A 17,828-nucleotide genomic window follows, 5' to 3' on the forward strand; every position below is an offset into this window, starting at 1 on the left:
CGACATAATTTATAAAAACATGCTATAGATAAGAACGAAACCTATCATTGCAGCCGAAAGCAATCTCTAGCCTATTTCTTGTTATGCAGCTTTTATTGTTGCTCGTAAGTTTCCGGCACAATCAGCAGTCCTCTATTCCTCCATATACCAACTTTCCGTCCATTATTAACAAAATTTTAATCATTTTATTATTTTTTTAATAATTTATAAACCCAGTTAGGAACAATTATTGAACTTTTACTAGTACACCAAAATAGGATAATATGAAAAAGTTAGTGTTATTAACCCTAGGTTTAGGGATATTTGCAGTGAGTTGCGGAACGAAGGAGCCACAGATGTCATCAGGAAATAAAGATTCTACAGCAGTAGATCAGTCCGTAAAAACGACAACACCATCTACTACTGATACAATGAAAACAAAGATGGCGACTCCTGATAGTATCAAGATGAAAACTGATACGGTTAAAGCTCCAGCTACTCGATAATCATTTTTAAACTAAATATGGAAAATCCGCAGTTGAAACGCTGCGGATTTTTTTGATATATGAAGGCTTTATAAAGGGGCTGATCTTTTTTATTTCATTAATAACATATTAATTTTAGTTTTCATGGTCATTAAATATGTATCAAAAATAAAGATCAGGAAAACAAAAAAATTGTAAAATTGTAAAGTAAGCTAAAGAAATAACCATTTCACTTTTCCTTCACTATAGACTTTAGCAAAAAAATTCTTGGGCGTTAAACCGGTTAATGATTTAAAATCTTTTATCAGATGAGATTGATCGTAAAACAAATGATCATAACTTAGTTCTGTGAGTGTTTTTTTATCTACACTCTGTATAAGTGTTTCACGAAAGCGTTGGATTTTTCTGAAATCTGAAGGGCTTTTACCTAAATGAATATCAAAAAGTTTATTGATCGTTTGCCTACTGGTTTTATACTGAGTGGCATGGCTTTCCAGCGATTTATCCAGATCTTTCATTACATCATCTACCAAATCAGTAAAAAAAGAATGATTAAAACCAACGTATTTAGACATCCAGAATTCTTCGATCATGTCGATTTGCTTTTCATTATTTTTCTCATTCAAAATAGAAATCATGGATTCCTTATAATCATCATAAGGTAAAAAAACTTGGGAAAAATCTTTGGTATATTCTTTAAGTGGTTTTATTAAAAAAGCATTAAGCCCTAACGGCTTAAAATAAAAAGTGATCTCATTGAAGTGACCTTGTATAGAGACTTTTATAGGTTTTTTGTAGTGACATATTAAATCGGATGAAAATCTACCATTATTAATTCCTATTGCTTTTATCTCATTTTCACCGAATTTCAATTCTATATTTTGTGATACAGATAATATACTATAATTATTGGGAAAAGTAAGATATTCTATATCCTTAGAACTGCGGTCTTTATTAAGGAAATAATATCCTTCCATGTACTTAGCCAGCGTTTTGTCCTTCGGCCTCATTAATTTCAGTTCCATTTTTTTTCAATATAATAATGTGATATACAATGAGTCTCAAAAATAGTTTAAAAATTACATGCTATTTTCTTTTTTTATAATTAATGCCCATTTAATTAACTTGTCTAAAGTTTCCTGATTAGAATACAGTAAAAAGCGATGAGGTGATTCATTGAAGTTCAATAAAATGGCACCATATTATCTAAAGGAAAGCCCAAAATACAAATGATCCTTCTCATTAATAATATTTTCAGCGAATTTAACCCTCTTTGATACAAAAAAGCTCAACGATTTCTAAAATCAGATAAAAAAATAATTTACCTATCCTACTTAAAAAATTGGGATATTTTTTTGAAATTAAAAAAAAATCACCACTTATTGATTTATAATTTACAATATCAATCAATTATAAATTATAAATAAAAAAGCAGTTACAAATACCTTCTAATAACCATTATTTATAAATTTTGAATCTATTACTCATTATAATAATTCAACTACATTTGAATTATTATTACAAATATTTCTTGAAAAAAAACATGCTTTTTAAATTTAAAAATAACAAAACAATTAAAAAAATCAAAATGATGAAAATTAAAACTTGCACTCTGATTTTAGCTGCTTTCTCAACTTCATTATTTTCCCAAATAGGGATTAATACACCAACTCCAACAGCTTCTTTAGACATTAATGGAAACACAAAAATCCGAACGGTTCCACAGGTTCCCTCTATATCTGGCTATCAACTTTTAGCAATCAATCAAAGCACTAATGAGGTCTCAAAGATGGATCCATCGATAATCAATACGCTTGTCAATACAAATACCACTGCTTATGCAGCAAAAAAAACTTCAGGTATCAGTCTTCTTAGTCTGGGATTATTTCCTGCTGGGTTTAGAGCGGTTAATTTTGTAACAACTGAAAGAACAGTTGGAAATATCGCTTTATTTTCTAACACTGACTATACATATACAGTACCATCAGCCGGAATTTACGCTATAGGCTACACCTTTCGCTATGGCACTGGATTGCAGGCATCTGTATTAGCTAATTCGCCTGGTATTGGCATATTGAAAACGACAGGTACAACAGTCACTCTTTTAGACACACGGGTTTTTAGTGGGATCAATCTACTTCTCCTTAGCTTAACAATATCCGAAAGTAATATTAATTCAGTATATCCTCTACAAGCTGGTGATAAGATCTCTTTTGGACTTACAGGCTCTTCTCTTTTAGATCTTGGGCTATTAGGCTCCAGCGCCTCTTCTTTTTACATTTATAAAATCTCTAATTAAGTAACATCAAATAATTGTGTATATAGTCTAATCCATCATACGAAAAATGTGATGGATTAATTTTTTCTGTATTTGAAATAGCCTATTTTCTCATTATCATATTTAATTACAGTTTTTCTATATCCTGTCTAACGCAGCTTTTTTTGAAAGAATGAATCTCTATTTGAAAAATGCCATATCATCATTTCTTTTACTTTAGATAAATTCAATATTAATATTTTTCTATATTTGATTGATACAAACATTAAAAGAATATACTATGAAAAAATTATGGATAGGAGCGGTTTTAGGTTTACTTTTTTTAGGTAGCTGTGCTCAGAACAAGGAAAAACGTGAAGAATTTAAAGATGAGCATGATAAAAATGCAATGCGAAATACGATGGGAGATTCTGCGGTAGCCAATTCAGATCAAGCTCCAGCCACAAAATCAGATACCGTAAAAATGAAATCAGATTCTACAAAAACAAAATAATAAAAGATCCGCGGAAATTCTGCGGATTTTCGCTTTCAGTGACGTGGTTAAAAAATCAAATCATTAGTCAAATAGCTCAATCATTAGAAATAATTTTTAAAAATAAAAAAACATCGCAACTATTTTCACTTAAATGCGACTTACACATTAACATAATTATTACATTTGCAATCAATAAAAAAGTATTTATGAAAAAGTTAGCTATACTCTCTTCCATTTTTATCGGAATTGTCACATTTGGACAAGGGATAAAATTTGAAGATACCAGCTTCGCAAGCGTTGTTGCCAAAGCGAAAAAAGAAAACAAACTTATTTTTATCGATGCCTATGCTTCTTGGTGTGGACCATGTAAACTAATGGTAAAAAATATCTTCCCATTAAAAGATGTTGGAGATTATTATAATGCTCATTTCATCAATGCAAAAATTGATATGGAAAAGGGTGAAGGGATCGATCTGGCTAAGAAATATAATGTAAAAGCTTTTCCAACGTATCTATTTATCAATGGAAATGGTGAAGAAGTACACAGAACTTTAGGATATGTAGAAGAGAAAGATTTTATTCAATTTGCTAAAGATGCTGAAGATCCTAACAAGAGATTGACTGCTTTAAAGCAAAAATTTGAAGGGGGAGAAAAAGATCCTGAATTTTTAAAGAATCTTGCAGGACTTACCATTTATAATGACAGCGAATTTGCTGGTAAAGTCTTAGACCGTTATTTCCAGGCAAAACCAACTTTGGACCAGGAAGATATTCAATTGTTACTTTCTGGAATTCAAAGTACGGATAGCCCTTTATATAAAATCTTTAAGGATAAAAAAGCTTCTATCATTGCTATTCTCCCTGTAGATAAGTATGATAAGATTGATAAAAACATCAAGCTAAACAGTATTCTGAAAAAATCTTATAATGCAGATACTAAAACCTGGGATGAGAAATACTTTTCAACTGAAACTCAAAAATTCATGAGTAAGGATGAAGCTGATAAAGTATTTAAAAAAGTAAAAGCGAGCAGGGCTTTAAAAAATAAAGACATCCCAACTTATGAGAAGCTAACTTTAGAATTATACAAAGATTATTCTACTGCATCTTCTGAGGAATTAAACTCTATTGCATGGGATTTCTTTGAAAATGTAACCACAAAATCATCTCTTGAAAAAGCTGTTCTTTGGGCTCAGGAATCTGTAAAGAAAAGTGAAAATTCTGCCAATACTGACACTCTAGCCAATCTTTATAACAAAGTTGGTGATAAGAAAAATGCGAAACTTTGGGCTGAAAAAGCAATAGCACTTGCTAAAGCTTCAGGTGAGGATGCTTCAGACACTGAAAAATTACTAAAAAGTCTTTAATTAAACTTTTAATAAAACAAAAAACCGTAGCATTGCTCTACGGTTTTTTTATTTTTAATAATTAATATTGGAACAGCACACTTCCCCAGGTAAATCCACTTCCAAAAGCAGAAAGAAGAACCAAATCTCCTCTTTTGATCTTACCCAGCTCAATCGCTTCATTTAAAGCAATTGGAATAGATGCTGCGGTTGTATTTCCATATTTCTGGATATTGTTATGAATTTTCTCATCGGGCAGTCCAAATTTCTGCTGTACAAACTGTGCAATTCTTAAATTCGCCTGATGTGGAATAAACATATCAAGATCTTCAATTGTCTTTCCTGCTTTATTTAATGCTTCCTGCATCGTTTCAGGAAATCTTGTTACCGCATGTTTAAATACAAAATTTCCATTCATAATTGGATACACTTCCTTGTTGGTGACATTTTCCGGTTCTTTTCTCATCCTGTCACTCCATCCGTATTTTGAACCTGGAAACTGTGTACACAATTCATCAGCATATTTCCCTTCAGAATGCATATTGAAAGCTAAAATATCTCCAGCATTCTCATCTTCAGTAGCAGAAAGTATAATAGCTCCTGCTCCATCTCCGAAGATCACAGAAACGCCTCTTCCTTCATCAGAAAAATCCAGTCCAAAAGAATGAACTTCAGCACCTACTACTAAAATATTTTTATAAGCTCCTGTTTTAATAAAAGCATTCGCAACGCTCATTGCATATACAAACCCGGAACATTGATTCCTTACATCAAGGGCACCAATGGTATCACAGCCCAACATATCCTGAAGCAGTACCCCACAGCCTGGAAAATAGTAATCCGGAGAAAGAGTAGCAAAAACAATATAGTCTATATCCTTAGCCGTTAAACCAGCTTTTTCAAGCGCTTTTTCAGAAGCTTTGAAAGCTAAATAAGCAGTAGTTTCCTGAGAATCGTTTCTGTTTTTTCTATGTCTTCTTTCTTTGATGCCTGTCCTTTCTGTGATCCATTCATCATTAGTGGTCATTAATTTCGCTAGATCATCATTCGTTACAACATTATCCGGGACATAAAATCCTATTCCTTTTATTGTACTTTTAATCATATAGTTTTTTTAATTTTGGCAAAGATAAACTTATTTAATCCATAGTATTTCAAAATATTAGTATTTTTACTTTATGCCAATTGACACTATATACAGAGATTCCCACTGCGAATGGGTAGACGTAGAAGCTCCTACTGCAGAAGATCTGCAATTTCTTCATGAACGATATGAGATCAATAACCTTCTTTTGGAAGATACTCTGGATCCTAATCACTTACCTAAATATGAAGAGGATGGAAATGTAAAATTCTTTTTATTAAGGGAAAGTACTGAATTGGAAAGAAAAAACCTGAATACAATAAGTGATATCAGCACCAAAATTGGAATCTTTATTTTAGAGAATACCATTATCACTGTTCACAGGATGAAAACAAGAAGTATCTCTGAAACGAAAAAACAATTATCTCAAAATCAGGAAAACACATCATGCGTAAAAATAGCATTAATGATTGCTTTACTGATCATGAAAAGTTTTGATGATGAATCGATCAGTTTACTGGAAACCATGGATAATATCGAAAATGAGATCTTCCTGAAAAATACCAATCATACGACACAGATCCGCAGACTTTATAAATTAAAAAGAAAATCGGGATTAAATTCCAGAGTATTGATCATTTCTACAGATGCTGTGGATAAGTTTAAGCTTTTAAACCTGCAGGATTCTGAATTTGTAGACCTGAAAGATAAACATAAGGATGTAGTTGCTGATTTTGACCATCTGAATATCCAGATCACCAACCTTATTTCAATGTTCCTGGCACTTTCCGATCAAAAGGCAAATCAGGTAATGAAAGTACTGGCCATCTATTCAGTTTATTTCTTACCTATCACTTTTATCGCCGGAGTATACGGAATGAATTTTGACAATATGCCTGAGTTGCATCATAAGCATGGATACTTTTTCACTCTTGGATTAATGGCTTTAATTGTCATCGTAACCTTTATTTATGCAAGAAGAAAACAATGGTAATTTCACGGATGAATTAGGGGGAAAACACCTCTGTTTTAGATCGTAATTATTATTATTTTTATATCGTCATAATTAAAAACATCAGTTAATCGCAAGAAACATTGTCATTGCGAGAAGCGAAGTGACGAAGCAATCCCTTGCAACAATGGTTCGCAATGACAGTTGAGATGTTTAACAATTTAAGCAAACACCAAACCACCATGAAAACCGATCTTCTTAATAAAATTCTGGATGAGAATGTTCTTTCAAAGGAATCTAAAGATAAGCTCATTGCTTTGCATGAGAATATTTCGTCTAAAGAATTTTCTGATCTACTGGATGCTCATGGTAATCAGTATGTTGAATTTGTACAGGAAGGAGGTGGAGTCTGGGGCAGTGCTCTGGTTGGGTATCTGTATGGTCTTGAAATATTTGGTATTCGTTTCCTGAAAGTTGCAGGAACAAGTGCGGGAGCAATTAATACCATGCTGATCGCTGCATACAAAACCAAAGAGGAAGCAAAAAGCGAAGCCATCAAAGAAATTTTGTTCAACTGGAATTTTGCAGACTTTATGGATGGCAAACCCTATGTACGAACCACCATTCATGCGATGCTCAATAACAAGAACTTTCTTAAAATAAATACCATTATTGCAGCTATTATTTTAATTCTTTTAATCATCACTCCTTTTGCTGTTCCCTCCGGAACGATAACGCAGGCAAAGCTTCTTTTCCTTGTTCCCGTTATTCCTTTAATCATACTTTTTTTCTGTATTAAAAAGTTTTACAATGATTTCCGAAAACAAAATAGCGGACTGAATCCAGGAAATACTTTCCTCAATGCAATGAAAGATGTCCTTGATGGTTTTGGAGTAAAAACGGTGGCCGAACTTAATCTGAAATTTGCTCCAAAAGAGCGTGACCTCAACCTGAATTACCGTTATGGAAATAATCAGGAATATTATACAATTGCACTCGAAAGTATTGAAGAGATCAAGACCAATATGCGGGAACATATTGATGAAACCCAATATAAAATATTTTATGAAAGTGCTGTTAACAATAACCATTATAAGGACAACCCTTTCTATCAGCTAAAATCAGAATATGTGGTGATAGCAACCGATATCAATGCTAAGATAAAAGTTGAACTTCCTACAATGGCTAATTTATATTGGTCTGAAGAAGAATTGAAACACAGCAGCCCTGCCGAATTTGTGCGTGCTTCTATGTCGGTGCCTTTCTTTTTCGAACCTCTACAGAAAAGGATCGATAAGGATGATGATTCCGTGAAATATGCCTGGAGATTCTGGATGAACACAAAACCAGAAAATATCTACCCTGTGGGAGTTTTCATTGATGGTGGAAGTATTTCGAACTTTCCGATTGATCTTTTTCATATGAATGATGTTTTTTATCCCAGAATGCCTTTATTCGGAGTACAGCTGACCAGTAAATCTGAAACCGATACCGAAAAAGGAAAAACAAGTGCTGAGATCATGAAAACCCCTTTTTCATATGCCGGAAATATGATTAATACCTTGAAAGGATTTAATGATAAATCGTTCCTGACTAAACATACATTCTATAGACTTTACAGTATCCAGACTGTAGATTGTGGAACCAGCAGCTGGCTTAATTTCTTCATGAAAAGAGAAGAAAAGGAACAGCTCTTTAACGCAGGTTTTCTCGCCGCCCTAGATTTTCTTAATCAATTTGATTGGAAAAAATATAAAGCAGAACGGATGCTTATCTCCATGAAAGAGAAAAAAATATTGAAAGAAGAAGATACGAAGACTGTGGGGTAAGAGATTTTGAGTATTTTTAGGGACTACTATTTATAAACATATTTATGAAATACATCTGCGAATGTTGTGGTAAAGAAAAGGAAGATTGGCCAGCGCTTGCTTACAAATCTCCGGCAAGCTATATGGAATTAACCAAAGAGGAATTGAAGAATGCTGAATTAAGTTCAGATTTATGTGTTATTGAGCACCCTGAGCAAACTGATAGATTTATTCGAGCCGTACTTGTACAGGAAATTATTGATAGCTGCCAAACTCTTGAATATGGAGTTTGGGTAACGTTAAGTGAAAAAAGTTTTAATGAATATGTAGAAAACTACAACAATAAGAATTTTGAAGCAAAATATTTTGGATGGTTATCAAACTATCTTCCAGATTATGATTTCTCAGAAAGTATTCCAACAAATGTTGTTGTTAACAACAGGATAGGACGTCCTTTTGTTTATCCACAAGAGCGTTTTGAGCATCCGTTTGTAAATGATTTTTATGACGGAATCACAGAGAAAGAAGCTGAAAGTCGGATTAATAAGATTTTAAATAAATAAAGTGAACTGGATCATAAGAAATACAAATATGGTGAAATTTCACACGAATTTATTTGAAATTTTAAAACCAATTTGGGAAAACCTTTCTAATTATGACTGGGTTTTAGTTGATCTGGATTTTATGTCAGATGATGTTCTTCCCATAAATTTTGATAATGACTTTTTTATTTTAGACCATGATAAATTTGAGCACATTTACCAAAGTAGTACTCAGATTATCTGGGGAATAATTTCCGCTATACCAACAAACACTACACTTGATCATAGCTTTATCTCCAATTTATCTTCAGAAAACCAAAAAGTATGGGAAAGCGATCAATTTTTAATTCAAGAATCTTTTCTGGAAATTATAGCTTTTGATAGTTCTTATACAATCATAAAATTTAAAGATGAAAACCTTTCCAACACTTTTCAGCATTACTTTCAAGAACAGGCTTTAGATTTACAAGAGTTTAATAAAAAATATAGTACTTGAAAAAGTCAGTCTATAAATACCTTTTAGTTACAGGTCTCATAATGATTCCTCTTTCCATCGCTATGTTTATAATTTCCTTGGCGGTGTTTACAGCCCGAGGGGAATTCCCTCAAATAATCATAAGATTATGGGAGTGGTTTTTCATTCTCTGGCTCCCGTTTTTAATAATAGGAATTCTTTTTTCTGTTGTAGGTGGGGTAATGTATTCTAGAAAAAATAGTTTATAATTAAGAGAATTATCATAATATGAAAAAATATATTTTAGAAAAATTTCATATAATTATTTTAGTTCTTACTGTGCTATTATTTTTGTTTGGCTTTATTCACGAGAATTTATGGATAAAACAAATGCTAAAAAGACCAAAATATACAATTGGAGAAGCTACGACTGACTGGCATCAGAAAAATGATAACGGTGTAGGAACTGATTATAAATATCAAGTAAAGGACAAAATATATTTTGGAACTACAAACTGCTCTTATAAAAAAGGTAATAGATTCCTAGTCATTTTTGATTCTGTGAAACCTAAGAATGTAAAGATTCTTGGAATTTATTTTATTGAGAATCATCTTACTAATTTAAAGGTCCCCATAAAAGGATGGAAATATCAGGATGTACCATTTGATATTGATTCTAATACAATAAAAAAGTACGTAAAGGATTGGAATGCTGAACCATATGAATATGAAAAAGAAATATCACCTTCCCTTCAATGAAAATTTTCATAAAACACCAACCTTACAAAACCTCCAAGAATGAAAAAAGCAGCGACCCTATTTCTTCTAATTATTAGTTTATATTCAATTGCACAGAATAAATCTTTACGAACATTTCCTGATCTTGAGAATAAATTGGATACTCACTTTCCAATCGAAAAATTTAAAGATCAGAACGGTAAAAATTACAGTGCAGATTATTTAAAAGGCAAAATAACATTACTCAATTTTTGGTTCACCACCTGTGAACCATGTCTAAAAGAAATACCGGATCTGGTTAAACTAAAAAAATCTGTAGGGAATAAAATAAATTTCATGGGAATCACTCCAGACACTGAAGAAAAAGTAACCCAGTTTTTATTAAAACATGATTTTGATTTTCAGCAAGTAACCAATGCGGGTCAACAATTAAAGGAGCTATTTGTAGTTCAGCGATATCCAATGACTTTTATTGTAGATAAAAACGGGAATATCAGAGAAATCATGGGTATTATTAGTGAAGAAAAATTTGATTCAATTAAAAAAAGGTTTGATGAATATTAAGGAAAAAGGTTTACAAACATATAAATCTTTACAGTAGCTCCCTTCGACTCCGCTCAGGATGACATTTCTAATACTAGCTGTTTTTATCAGACGGTAAAAAAGAATACACAGTACATACTGAACAGAGTTGAAAGTACTATCATATAAAAAGATTACAAGCTATCAATAAAATCCAGATACATGGAAACACTTTTTTCAACCCATTCCTGAGTGGTGTTGACCTCCATTCCAAAATAGGTAAATATTCCTTTATAATCGGCTTTAATATATTCAAAACTCAACTCATAAGGCCTTGTCAATTCTTCCATCGTATATTTATATTCGCCTGTTGCTGAATAGTCTTCTTCGTTTACTCCAGCACTGACTGCCAACGCTATTTTCTTCCCTCCTACTTTATAACCACTTTTGCTTCCATATGCCCAACCGTACGCAAGGACCTCATCAAGCCATTTTTTCAAAAGTGGCGGACTGCTGAACCAATAAAAAGGAAACTGAAAAATAATTTTATCATAAGATTCTATTAATTCCTGTTCCTTAATCACATCAATTTTTTCATCAGGATATATTTTATATAAATCATGGATCGTATATTTTTCCGGATACTGAGCCAGTGCTTCCATCCATCTTTTATTGATCAGAGAATCATCCATATTTGGATGGGTTACGATAACTAATGTTTTCATTTTTAATTAAATTTCTATTGCAAAAATAATTCATGTAACTTACATTTTGTACATTAGCAACTAAATGTATGGTACTATAAAAAAGGTAAGTAATGGGTAAAATAAAAGAAACATCAACAAATTTCGCCAATAAAAAAGTACTTTCAGATGAGTGTTCGGAAGTATATGCTTCAAATGTCATTGGTGGACAATGGTCACTGGCAATATGCAGCTGGCTAATGAATGGAAAATTAAGATTTGGAGAATTAAGAAAGCTCCTTCCTAATATCACAGAACGCATGCTTACACTGCAGCTTCGAAGACTGGAGGAAAGCAAGATCATTACGCGAACAGTTTTTGCTGAAGTTCCGCCCCGCGTTGAATATGAACTTACATCAATAGGTTATAAGCTAAAGCCTATTATTAAAGGACTGGAACAATGGGGAGAAGAACATAAAGAAATTGTTCGCAAGGCCAATAATTAAATTACATAGTATCATTTTTATGAACATTTTTTGTACTTTTAATCATAGGACACTTATATCTGAAAACCATTATACCATGAAAAATAAATTTCTTTTATTATTACTGTTTGCAGTAATAAGTCTCAGTACCTCTATTAATGCTCAAAAAATAACTGATGGGCAATCTGTTGATCTTAATGGAATGAGTGTAACTTTTAATATTTTAAATAAAGAAAGTATTGAAGTGGGCGGAAAGCCATTTGACCGTTACAAAGTTTCAGCTACTGTTAAAAATACTTCCGATAAATCATACAATATCAGATTATCCTCTTATCCTCAGGTTACAACCAACATCGGCATTGTAGAATTAGACTGCATCAATGCAACAGGATCAAAGCTTACTTCAAAAAAAATCCAGCTTAAAATGAAAGCTCAGATGATCAATGTGACCTACACCGCTTATGACAGATCCGGAAAGCTGACGAATGGTGTGATTCCTGTAATAGGCAGCTATTATTTTGATGCCGGAGATGCGATAAGTGACAATGCTATTTTCATTGTTCCTCAGGGAGAAAAACCAGAGGTTTCTGTAAGAAGTCTGAAGTAACATTTCATTGTTTAAACGCTAAGATGATGGTTATTAATCATTCCTGCTTAATAAAATAGAACATAAAAAAGCCTCCCTAACTGGGAGGCTTTTATTTTATCCTTTTTGCCACATGGGCTTATGTTTTATTATGATACTGTAAACAGAACAATTTTCTGTATGAGCTCCTTTCAGGTAACCAATACTCATTAAAAATTCGTTTACAATTTCACCGCCAGTAAATTTGAATGTTTTTTTAAATAGCTTCATCCATTCTTCTAAAGTTTTGGGATGGTTATGTTCCAGCCATTTTTCAAAAGAACCAAATTCTTCCTGTAACTGAATAATGGTCTTTGCATTTTCAATCGCGGCATTTACTTTTAATTTATTTCTAATAATTCCAGGATCGCTCAATAGTCTCTCGCGATCCTCTTCCGTGTATGCTGATACTTTTTGAATATTGAAATTATCGTATGCATTTCTAAAACTTTCTTCTTTTTTTAAGATCGTTTCCCAGCTCAGTCCAGCCTGATTGATTTCCATAATCAATCTTCCAAACAATTCATTATCATCATGAATAGGAAATCCGTAATGATTATCATGATAATTCTTATGCAATATTTTTCTGCTTTCCGGCTGCATTCCTTCTATGGCTGAACAATAACTCATTTAAATAAATTTTCTGTTTTAGTTAAAAATTTTTCTAAAGCATCTTTAATATCAATGCCTGTTCTATCTGCTAAGATAATCAACCACCAGATATTTTCTCCTAATTTATGTTCCAATTCTGACGCTGAATCTTTTTTCAGCCACGTTTTTTCATATGACATGATATCTCTTCCAATAAGTCCAGCATCGGTAAGGTAGCCTAATGTATCTTGCTCCAACGTCCATTCACTGCCATTTTGCTTCGTTTCCAACTCGTGGTACTTTTCTCTGATATTCAAAGAACGCTTTATGATTTCATCTAAATTATTCTGGTCCATTATTTTAATTTTTGAGGGATTGCCTGTATTGGTTAGGAGTCTGTCTCGTTTTATTTTTAAAGAGTTTACTGAATGACTGGGGATGTTCAAATCCAAGCTGATAAGCAGTTTCAGAAACTGAAAGTTGTGCTTCTGATAAATACTCTTTCGCTTTTTCAATTAACTTCTCATGGATATGCTGTTGTGCATTTTGCCCTGTATGATGCCGAAGCATATCACTCAGATACCTTGGTGTAAGATTGAGTTGTGAGGCTATATATTCCACTGTCGGTAAACCTTTAATTCCTTTCTCTTTATCAAAATAATCATCCAGTAAATTTTCCATTTTGGATAAAAGATCATTATTCGTCGCTTTTCTGGTAATAAACTGGCGGTTATAAAAGCGATTGCTATAGGTAAGTAACAATTCTATTTGTGAAATAATAACATCCTGACTGAACTGGTCTATTCTTTCATTTAATTCATTCTGAATATTTTCAAAAACATCCAGAATAGCTTTCTTCTCTTTCTCGGAAAGGTAGAGTGCTTCTGAGGTGGCATAGGAAAAGAAACCGTAGTTTTTAATTTTTTTCATTAAAGAATATGGTCTTATAAAATCCGGATGAATATGTAATGACAAGCCACTGTAGCTATTTTCTTCCTGATCCATTATAAGGATCTGACCTGGTGACACAAAAGACATCCCACCCTCTTCAAAGTCATAGTACCCTTGTCCATAACGAATTTTACCGTTAAACTTTGTTTTAAAAGATATTTTATAAAAATCCGATTTTGTCCCCTGCTGGAAAGCTTTTGGATCAAAGCTTACTTTATCATAATCAATAATAGTAATGAGAGGATGCAGGGGTGCAGATAATCCCATTGCCTCATGCAAAGCTGATAATGAACGGAAATGAACAGGTGAATGATTCGTTTTCATGATACAAAGATAAGATTGGGTTGTGACAACTGTTAGTCAGTAGGAAATTTTTAATAAATGGAAAGTGGAGAATTGAAAATTGAGAGTAAATACCTTAGAATTATTTACTTTTCATCTTTCATGTTTCATCTTCTAATTTCTAGCCTCTAATTTATCAAATACAAAACCGGATTTTATTTTCTGGACATGATTTTCGACTCCAATTGTATTCCGGTCATTATATAAAGCAATAGCATCCTTCCCGGCAACATATCTCAGCTGATCTTTACCATCTGTAGCGGCCTCATAAATAACACTGGCAATATCTTCTGATTTCGAATAATTGGCAATTTGTTCCGGGCTGTAACCTTCCTGTACTTTTTCAGCCAATTGTTGATATGCTTTATGTTGAGCGGCATCTAATGAACGGCCAGCAAAATCAGTCTGAATTCCTCCTGGAGCGACCACTTTTACCTGAACCCCAAACTGAGCCAGTTCATAGCCCATGCTTTCCGAAAAACCATCCACAGCAAATTTGGTGGCACTATAGATAGAACATGTTGGAAATCCCATCAGTCCAAAACTGGAAGTAATATTGATCAACACACCCTCTTTTCTTTCTCTGAAATAAGGAGTGAAAGTTTTCGTAATACGAATCACCCCCATCAGGTTGGTGTCGATCTGTTTTTTGATCTGTTCGTCTGTAAAAGCTTCTAGTGGACCAACTAATCCATAACCTGCATTGTTAACAACGACATGGATTTGAGTTTCGGTAAGAACCCGTGCGATAGTTTCTTCTAACTCTTCTTTATTAGTAACATCCAACTTGATAACAGACACATTTTCCAAAGCTGTAAGTTCAGTCTCGCTTTCAGGATCTCTCATCGTGGCAATAACATTCCATCCGTGACTTTGAAATAGCTTGGCGGTAGCTTTTCCCAAACCTGACGATGCTCCGGTGATAAAAATTGTTTTTTGCATTGTTATAATTTTATACTACAAAGGTCTTCAGAAATTGAAAATTAAAAGTAGCCATATTGAGTATCGTTGTAGCTATTTTGACGAAATATCAGAAATGACTAGTTTAGCAAAAATAATCAGCCACTTATGAAATGGATCTTGCTCCTTCTTTTTACTCTACCTTTTAGCTCTGTTCAAGCTCAAAATATCTATTCTAAAGATTACGGAAACAAAGACAACCCACCTATTATCTTTATCCATGGTGGCCCCAGTGGCAATGCCACATTATTTGAAGCTACTACCGCTGAAGCTTTGGCTAATAAAGGATTTTATGTAATTGTTTATGACAGACGTGGTGAAGGACGTTCTAAAGATGACAATGCAACCATGACTTTTAAAGAAAGTTTCGATGACTTATTGCAGATTTATAAAACCTATAACCTCAAAAAAGCCAACATCCTCGGACATAGTTTCGGGGGGATCATAGCGACTTTATTTACCGATCAATATCCTCAGAAAGTCAGCTCACTGACGCTTGTCGGTGCTTTATTTTCCCAACAGGAAACCTATGATCATATTCTACATCAGGCTAAGGAAAAATTTAAAAACGATCCTTCAAAACTGAAGCAGATTAATGATATTGATAGTTTAAATAAAAACTCTGCCGAATACAGAAAAAGCTGTTATGATATAGCCAGTGAACTTAATTTTTTCACGATGCCCAATCAAACTCCAAAAAGTCAGCAGTTAAGGAATGACTATAACGCCAGCGATTTTTATAAAAATAATTTCCGCAATCCCAGTTCACCACTAAAGTTTTATAAAAATGAAGCTCAAAATAATCTAGACAATAAAGATATGTTGAAAAACATAAAAAAGAAAGGGATTCCCATTTTTGCAATCTATGGAAAAGATGACGGGATATTCTCCGAGAAACAAATTAACGATCTTATACATATTACAGGAAAAGAAAATTTTAAACTCGTAGATAACTGCTCTCACTACCTGTTTGTTGATCAACAGGATGAATTTTTGAAATTTATTGTTCATCATAGGCATTAAAATTCTCTCATTGCATTTTAATAGACTAGTTTTGTAAAAGATGTCGGATCTAATAATACATAAGAAGATTTCCAAAGCAATCATAATGATGCTTGTTTTGATGTTTTCATTATCTCCATGCTCTGTTAAAAGAGATTTGCTTGGTATTTTTGACATCGAACATATCAGCTCTTTTAATAAAGTTAAAGTTACTGCGAGTCAGAGTTTCAGCTGTGACAGCGCAACGGAAACCTCATCAAAAAGAATTGTACTTTTAAAAGTAAATTCCAGATCTGGAAAAGATTTTACTTTTCAGTTTAATTCTGTTTTAAACTTTTCTAAAGAGGATAAAAAATTCTGCAACCCATATTCCGGAGCAACTTCCGGAAGTAGCCCTCCAAAATATATTCTATTTAAACAATTGAAGTTAAACGTGGTTTAGATCAAATTCAAAGATCATTTTTTAATTCAATTATTAAGTAAAATATACATTCAATGAAAAACAATACCAATCAGCCTGCTGATATTGCTGGTTTATATACATTATCTATCCGTATGGTTATCGGATGGACTTACTTTTCAGCCTTTTGGCGACGTCTGATTCTTGAAAATAAGCTCGATCCTGATGAAGGAGGATATATTGGAGAAAAATTCAATCACTTTCTTCCAAATGCCTTAGGAATCAAACCGGTCATAGAATATCTGGTTACTCATCCCAATGCTTTACATACTTCCATGGTAACCTTTACAATCCTTGAAGCTATTGTCGGACTATTTATTATTTTAGGATTATTCACAAGATTAATGAGCATTGGAATCTTCGGGCTGGCTTTTGGAATTTTATTGGGCTCCGGCTGGCTTGGAACGACCTGCCTTGATGAATGGCAGATTGGTGTATTGGGAATTGCCGGTGGATTCACATTGTTTCTTACTGGTAGTGGACTATATTCACTGGATCATTATTTTTTAAAGAACAAGGTTGGCTTTACCAATAAGAAATGGTTCCGATGGATTGGTTCCGGTAATTTTCCTATTAAAAACCCAAAAATCTTAGTATTGGTTACTTCCCTGTTTATTTTTGGAATGACTCTTTATACCAATCAATATTTTCATGGTGGGGTCTGGGGAACTTTGCACAATAAATCAGTGAAGCCAGAGATTGAAATCTCCAATCTCAATTTAACCCACTCTGATATAAATTTTGAAATTTATCGAACTGAGGGTGCTGATGTTTATGGTTCATTTCTTATCGGAATTCATATTATGGATAAGAACGGAACTGTCTTAAAAGCATTGGATCATCATGAGCTTTCGAAATTGAAATCAGAAAACATCAAAAATCACTATGTTGCCAAAGTAAAACCAGGCAAACACAGTTTGATCATTCCATTGGGAGCCAAAGCTGACTTACGCGTTAGCATTGAAGATATTCTCCATCAAAAAGATAATATCTACAGTATAAAACTGATTGATATCAGTGGTATCGAATGGGTATCTAAACTTTAATTACTGAATAAAAAAACCTC

22 protein-coding genes are annotated in these 17,828 nt (G+C 33.1%); 15 read left to right on the forward strand and 7 right to left on the reverse strand.

The genetic code is table 11. The features are described from left to right. Nucleotides 1-263 precede the first annotated feature (263 nt). Nucleotides 264-485 (forward strand): cytochrome C551, encoded by a 222-nt coding sequence (locus tag J7E44_RS06420; protein WP_214826785.1) that lies wholly within the window; start codon nt 264-266, stop codon nt 483-485. A 191-nt stretch (nt 486-676) separates the two neighbouring features. Here J7E44_RS06420 and J7E44_RS06425 read toward each other — a convergent pair whose 3' ends face one another. Then, on the reverse strand, nt 677-1,489 hold the full coding sequence (locus tag J7E44_RS06425) for a helix-turn-helix domain-containing protein (RefSeq protein ID WP_214826787.1): 813 nt from the start codon (nt 1,487-1,489) through the stop codon (nt 677-679). A 563-nt stretch (nt 1,490-2,052) separates the two neighbouring features. On the opposite strand from J7E44_RS06425, the gene J7E44_RS06430 reads away from it, so the two are divergent. The 3 genes from J7E44_RS06430 to J7E44_RS06440 all read left to right on the forward strand — a co-directional run bounded on the left by J7E44_RS06430 (nt 2,053) and on the right by J7E44_RS06440 (nt 4,584). Beyond that, a complete protein-coding gene (locus J7E44_RS06430) occupies nt 2,053-2,763 on the forward strand; it encodes a hypothetical protein (protein WP_251040507.1) in 711 nt (236 codons plus the stop codon). 259 nt (nt 2,764-3,022) lie between these two features. Continuing rightward, nucleotides 3,023-3,235: a hypothetical protein gene (locus J7E44_RS06435; RefSeq protein ID WP_214826789.1), complete on the forward strand. Its 213-nt coding sequence runs from the start codon at nt 3,023-3,025 to the stop codon at nt 3,233-3,235. 188 nt (nt 3,236-3,423) lie between these two features. Then, complete coding sequence (locus tag J7E44_RS06440; protein WP_214826791.1) at nt 3,424-4,584, forward strand: thioredoxin family protein; 1,161 nt, start codon at nt 3,424-3,426, stop codon at nt 4,582-4,584. Between the two features lie 61 nt (nt 4,585-4,645). Here J7E44_RS06440 and J7E44_RS06445 read toward each other — a convergent pair whose 3' ends face one another. Next, nucleotides 4,646-5,668 carry a 3-oxoacyl-ACP synthase III family protein gene (locus tag J7E44_RS06445; protein ID WP_214826792.1) on the reverse strand — a complete coding sequence of 341 codons (1,023 nt, stop codon included), beginning with the start codon at nt 5,666-5,668 and terminating at the stop codon, nt 4,646-4,648. Between the two features lie 73 nt (nt 5,669-5,741). Here J7E44_RS06445 and J7E44_RS06450 point away from each other — a divergent pair, with 73 nt between their 5' ends. The 6 genes from J7E44_RS06450 (at nt 5,742) to J7E44_RS06475 (ending at nt 10,705) form a co-directional block, all read left to right on the forward strand. Further along, nucleotides 5,742-6,641, forward strand: a complete 900-nt coding sequence (locus J7E44_RS06450; RefSeq protein ID WP_214826795.1) for a magnesium transporter CorA family protein — start codon at nt 5,742-5,744, stop codon at nt 6,639-6,641. A 200-nt stretch (nt 6,642-6,841) separates the two neighbouring features. Beyond that, a complete protein-coding gene (locus tag J7E44_RS06455; RefSeq protein ID WP_214826798.1) occupies nt 6,842-8,428 on the forward strand; it encodes a patatin-like phospholipase family protein in 1,587 nt (528 codons plus the stop codon). A gap of 44 nt (nt 8,429-8,472) precedes the next feature. Continuing rightward, nucleotides 8,473-8,970 carry a DUF2199 domain-containing protein gene (locus J7E44_RS06460; protein ID WP_214826801.1) on the forward strand — a complete coding sequence of 166 codons (498 nt, stop codon included), beginning with the start codon at nt 8,473-8,475 and terminating at the stop codon, nt 8,968-8,970. 1 nt (nt 8,971) lies between these two features. Continuing rightward, entirely contained in the window at nt 8,972-9,445 is a 474-nt protein-coding gene (locus tag J7E44_RS06465) for a hypothetical protein (RefSeq protein ID WP_214826804.1), read from the forward strand. Between the two features lie 246 nt (nt 9,446-9,691). Continuing rightward, a complete protein-coding gene (locus tag J7E44_RS06470; RefSeq protein WP_214826807.1) occupies nt 9,692-10,162 on the forward strand; it encodes a hypothetical protein in 471 nt (156 codons plus the stop codon). A gap of 39 nt (nt 10,163-10,201) precedes the next feature. Beyond that, the gene (locus tag J7E44_RS06475) at nt 10,202-10,705 is read left to right on the forward strand and encodes a TlpA family protein disulfide reductase (protein WP_214826810.1); all 504 of its coding nucleotides are present in this window, start codon (nt 10,202-10,204) and stop codon (nt 10,703-10,705) included. Between the two features lie 152 nt (nt 10,706-10,857). Here J7E44_RS06475 and J7E44_RS06480 read toward each other — a convergent pair whose 3' ends face one another. Beyond that, nucleotides 10,858-11,388, reverse strand: a complete 531-nt coding sequence (locus tag J7E44_RS06480; protein ID WP_214826811.1) for an NAD(P)H-dependent oxidoreductase — start codon at nt 11,386-11,388, stop codon at nt 10,858-10,860. Between the two features lie 92 nt (nt 11,389-11,480). Between J7E44_RS06480 and J7E44_RS06485 the strand changes: the two genes are divergently transcribed. After that, on the forward strand, nt 11,481-11,852 hold the full coding sequence (locus tag J7E44_RS06485) for a winged helix-turn-helix transcriptional regulator (RefSeq protein ID WP_214826814.1): 372 nt from the start codon (nt 11,481-11,483) through the stop codon (nt 11,850-11,852). A 76-nt stretch (nt 11,853-11,928) separates the two neighbouring features. Continuing rightward, nucleotides 11,929-12,438, forward strand: coding sequence for an LptA/OstA family protein (locus tag J7E44_RS06490; RefSeq protein ID WP_214826818.1), 510 nt, complete (start codon nt 11,929-11,931; stop codon nt 12,436-12,438). A 96-nt stretch (nt 12,439-12,534) separates the two neighbouring features. Here J7E44_RS06490 and J7E44_RS06495 read toward each other — a convergent pair whose 3' ends face one another. From J7E44_RS06495 to J7E44_RS06510, 4 genes are all read right to left on the reverse strand, one after another. After that, nucleotides 12,535-13,086 carry a DNA-3-methyladenine glycosylase I gene (locus tag J7E44_RS06495; RefSeq protein ID WP_214826821.1) on the reverse strand — a complete coding sequence of 184 codons (552 nt, stop codon included), beginning with the start codon at nt 13,084-13,086 and terminating at the stop codon, nt 12,535-12,537. Continuing rightward, complete coding sequence (locus J7E44_RS06500) at nt 13,083-13,403, reverse strand: nucleoside triphosphate pyrophosphohydrolase family protein (protein ID WP_214826824.1); 321 nt, start codon at nt 13,401-13,403, stop codon at nt 13,083-13,085. Before J7E44_RS06500 ends, J7E44_RS06495 begins: the two co-directional genes overlap by 4 nt. A gap of 4 nt (nt 13,404-13,407) precedes the next feature. Then, nucleotides 13,408-14,322, reverse strand: coding sequence for a helix-turn-helix domain-containing protein (locus J7E44_RS06505; RefSeq protein WP_214826827.1), 915 nt, complete (start codon nt 14,320-14,322; stop codon nt 13,408-13,410). A 132-nt stretch (nt 14,323-14,454) separates the two neighbouring features. After that, entirely contained in the window at nt 14,455-15,282 is an 828-nt protein-coding gene (locus J7E44_RS06510) for an SDR family oxidoreductase (RefSeq protein WP_214826830.1), read from the reverse strand. Between the two features lie 126 nt (nt 15,283-15,408). Between J7E44_RS06510 and J7E44_RS06515 the strand changes: the two genes are divergently transcribed. From J7E44_RS06515 to J7E44_RS06525, 3 genes are read left to right on the forward strand one after another with little or no spacing between them, the layout of a single operon-like run. Then, on the forward strand, nt 15,409-16,323 hold the full coding sequence (locus tag J7E44_RS06515; protein ID WP_214826833.1) for an alpha/beta hydrolase: 915 nt from the start codon (nt 15,409-15,411) through the stop codon (nt 16,321-16,323). 40 nt (nt 16,324-16,363) lie between these two features. After that, the gene (locus J7E44_RS06520) at nt 16,364-16,744 is read left to right on the forward strand and encodes a hypothetical protein (RefSeq protein ID WP_214826836.1); all 381 of its coding nucleotides are present in this window, start codon (nt 16,364-16,366) and stop codon (nt 16,742-16,744) included. Nucleotides 16,745-16,797: 53 nt separating this feature from the next. Next, on the forward strand, nt 16,798-17,808 hold the full coding sequence (locus tag J7E44_RS06525; protein WP_214826838.1) for a TQO small subunit DoxD: 1,011 nt from the start codon (nt 16,798-16,800) through the stop codon (nt 17,806-17,808). The last annotated feature ends 20 nt before the right edge of the window (nt 17,809-17,828 follow it).

It is taken from the genome of Chryseobacterium sp. ISL-6, assembly GCF_018613715.1.
Taxonomy (GTDB): Bacteria; Bacteroidota; Bacteroidia; order Flavobacteriales; family Weeksellaceae; genus Chryseobacterium; species Chryseobacterium paludis.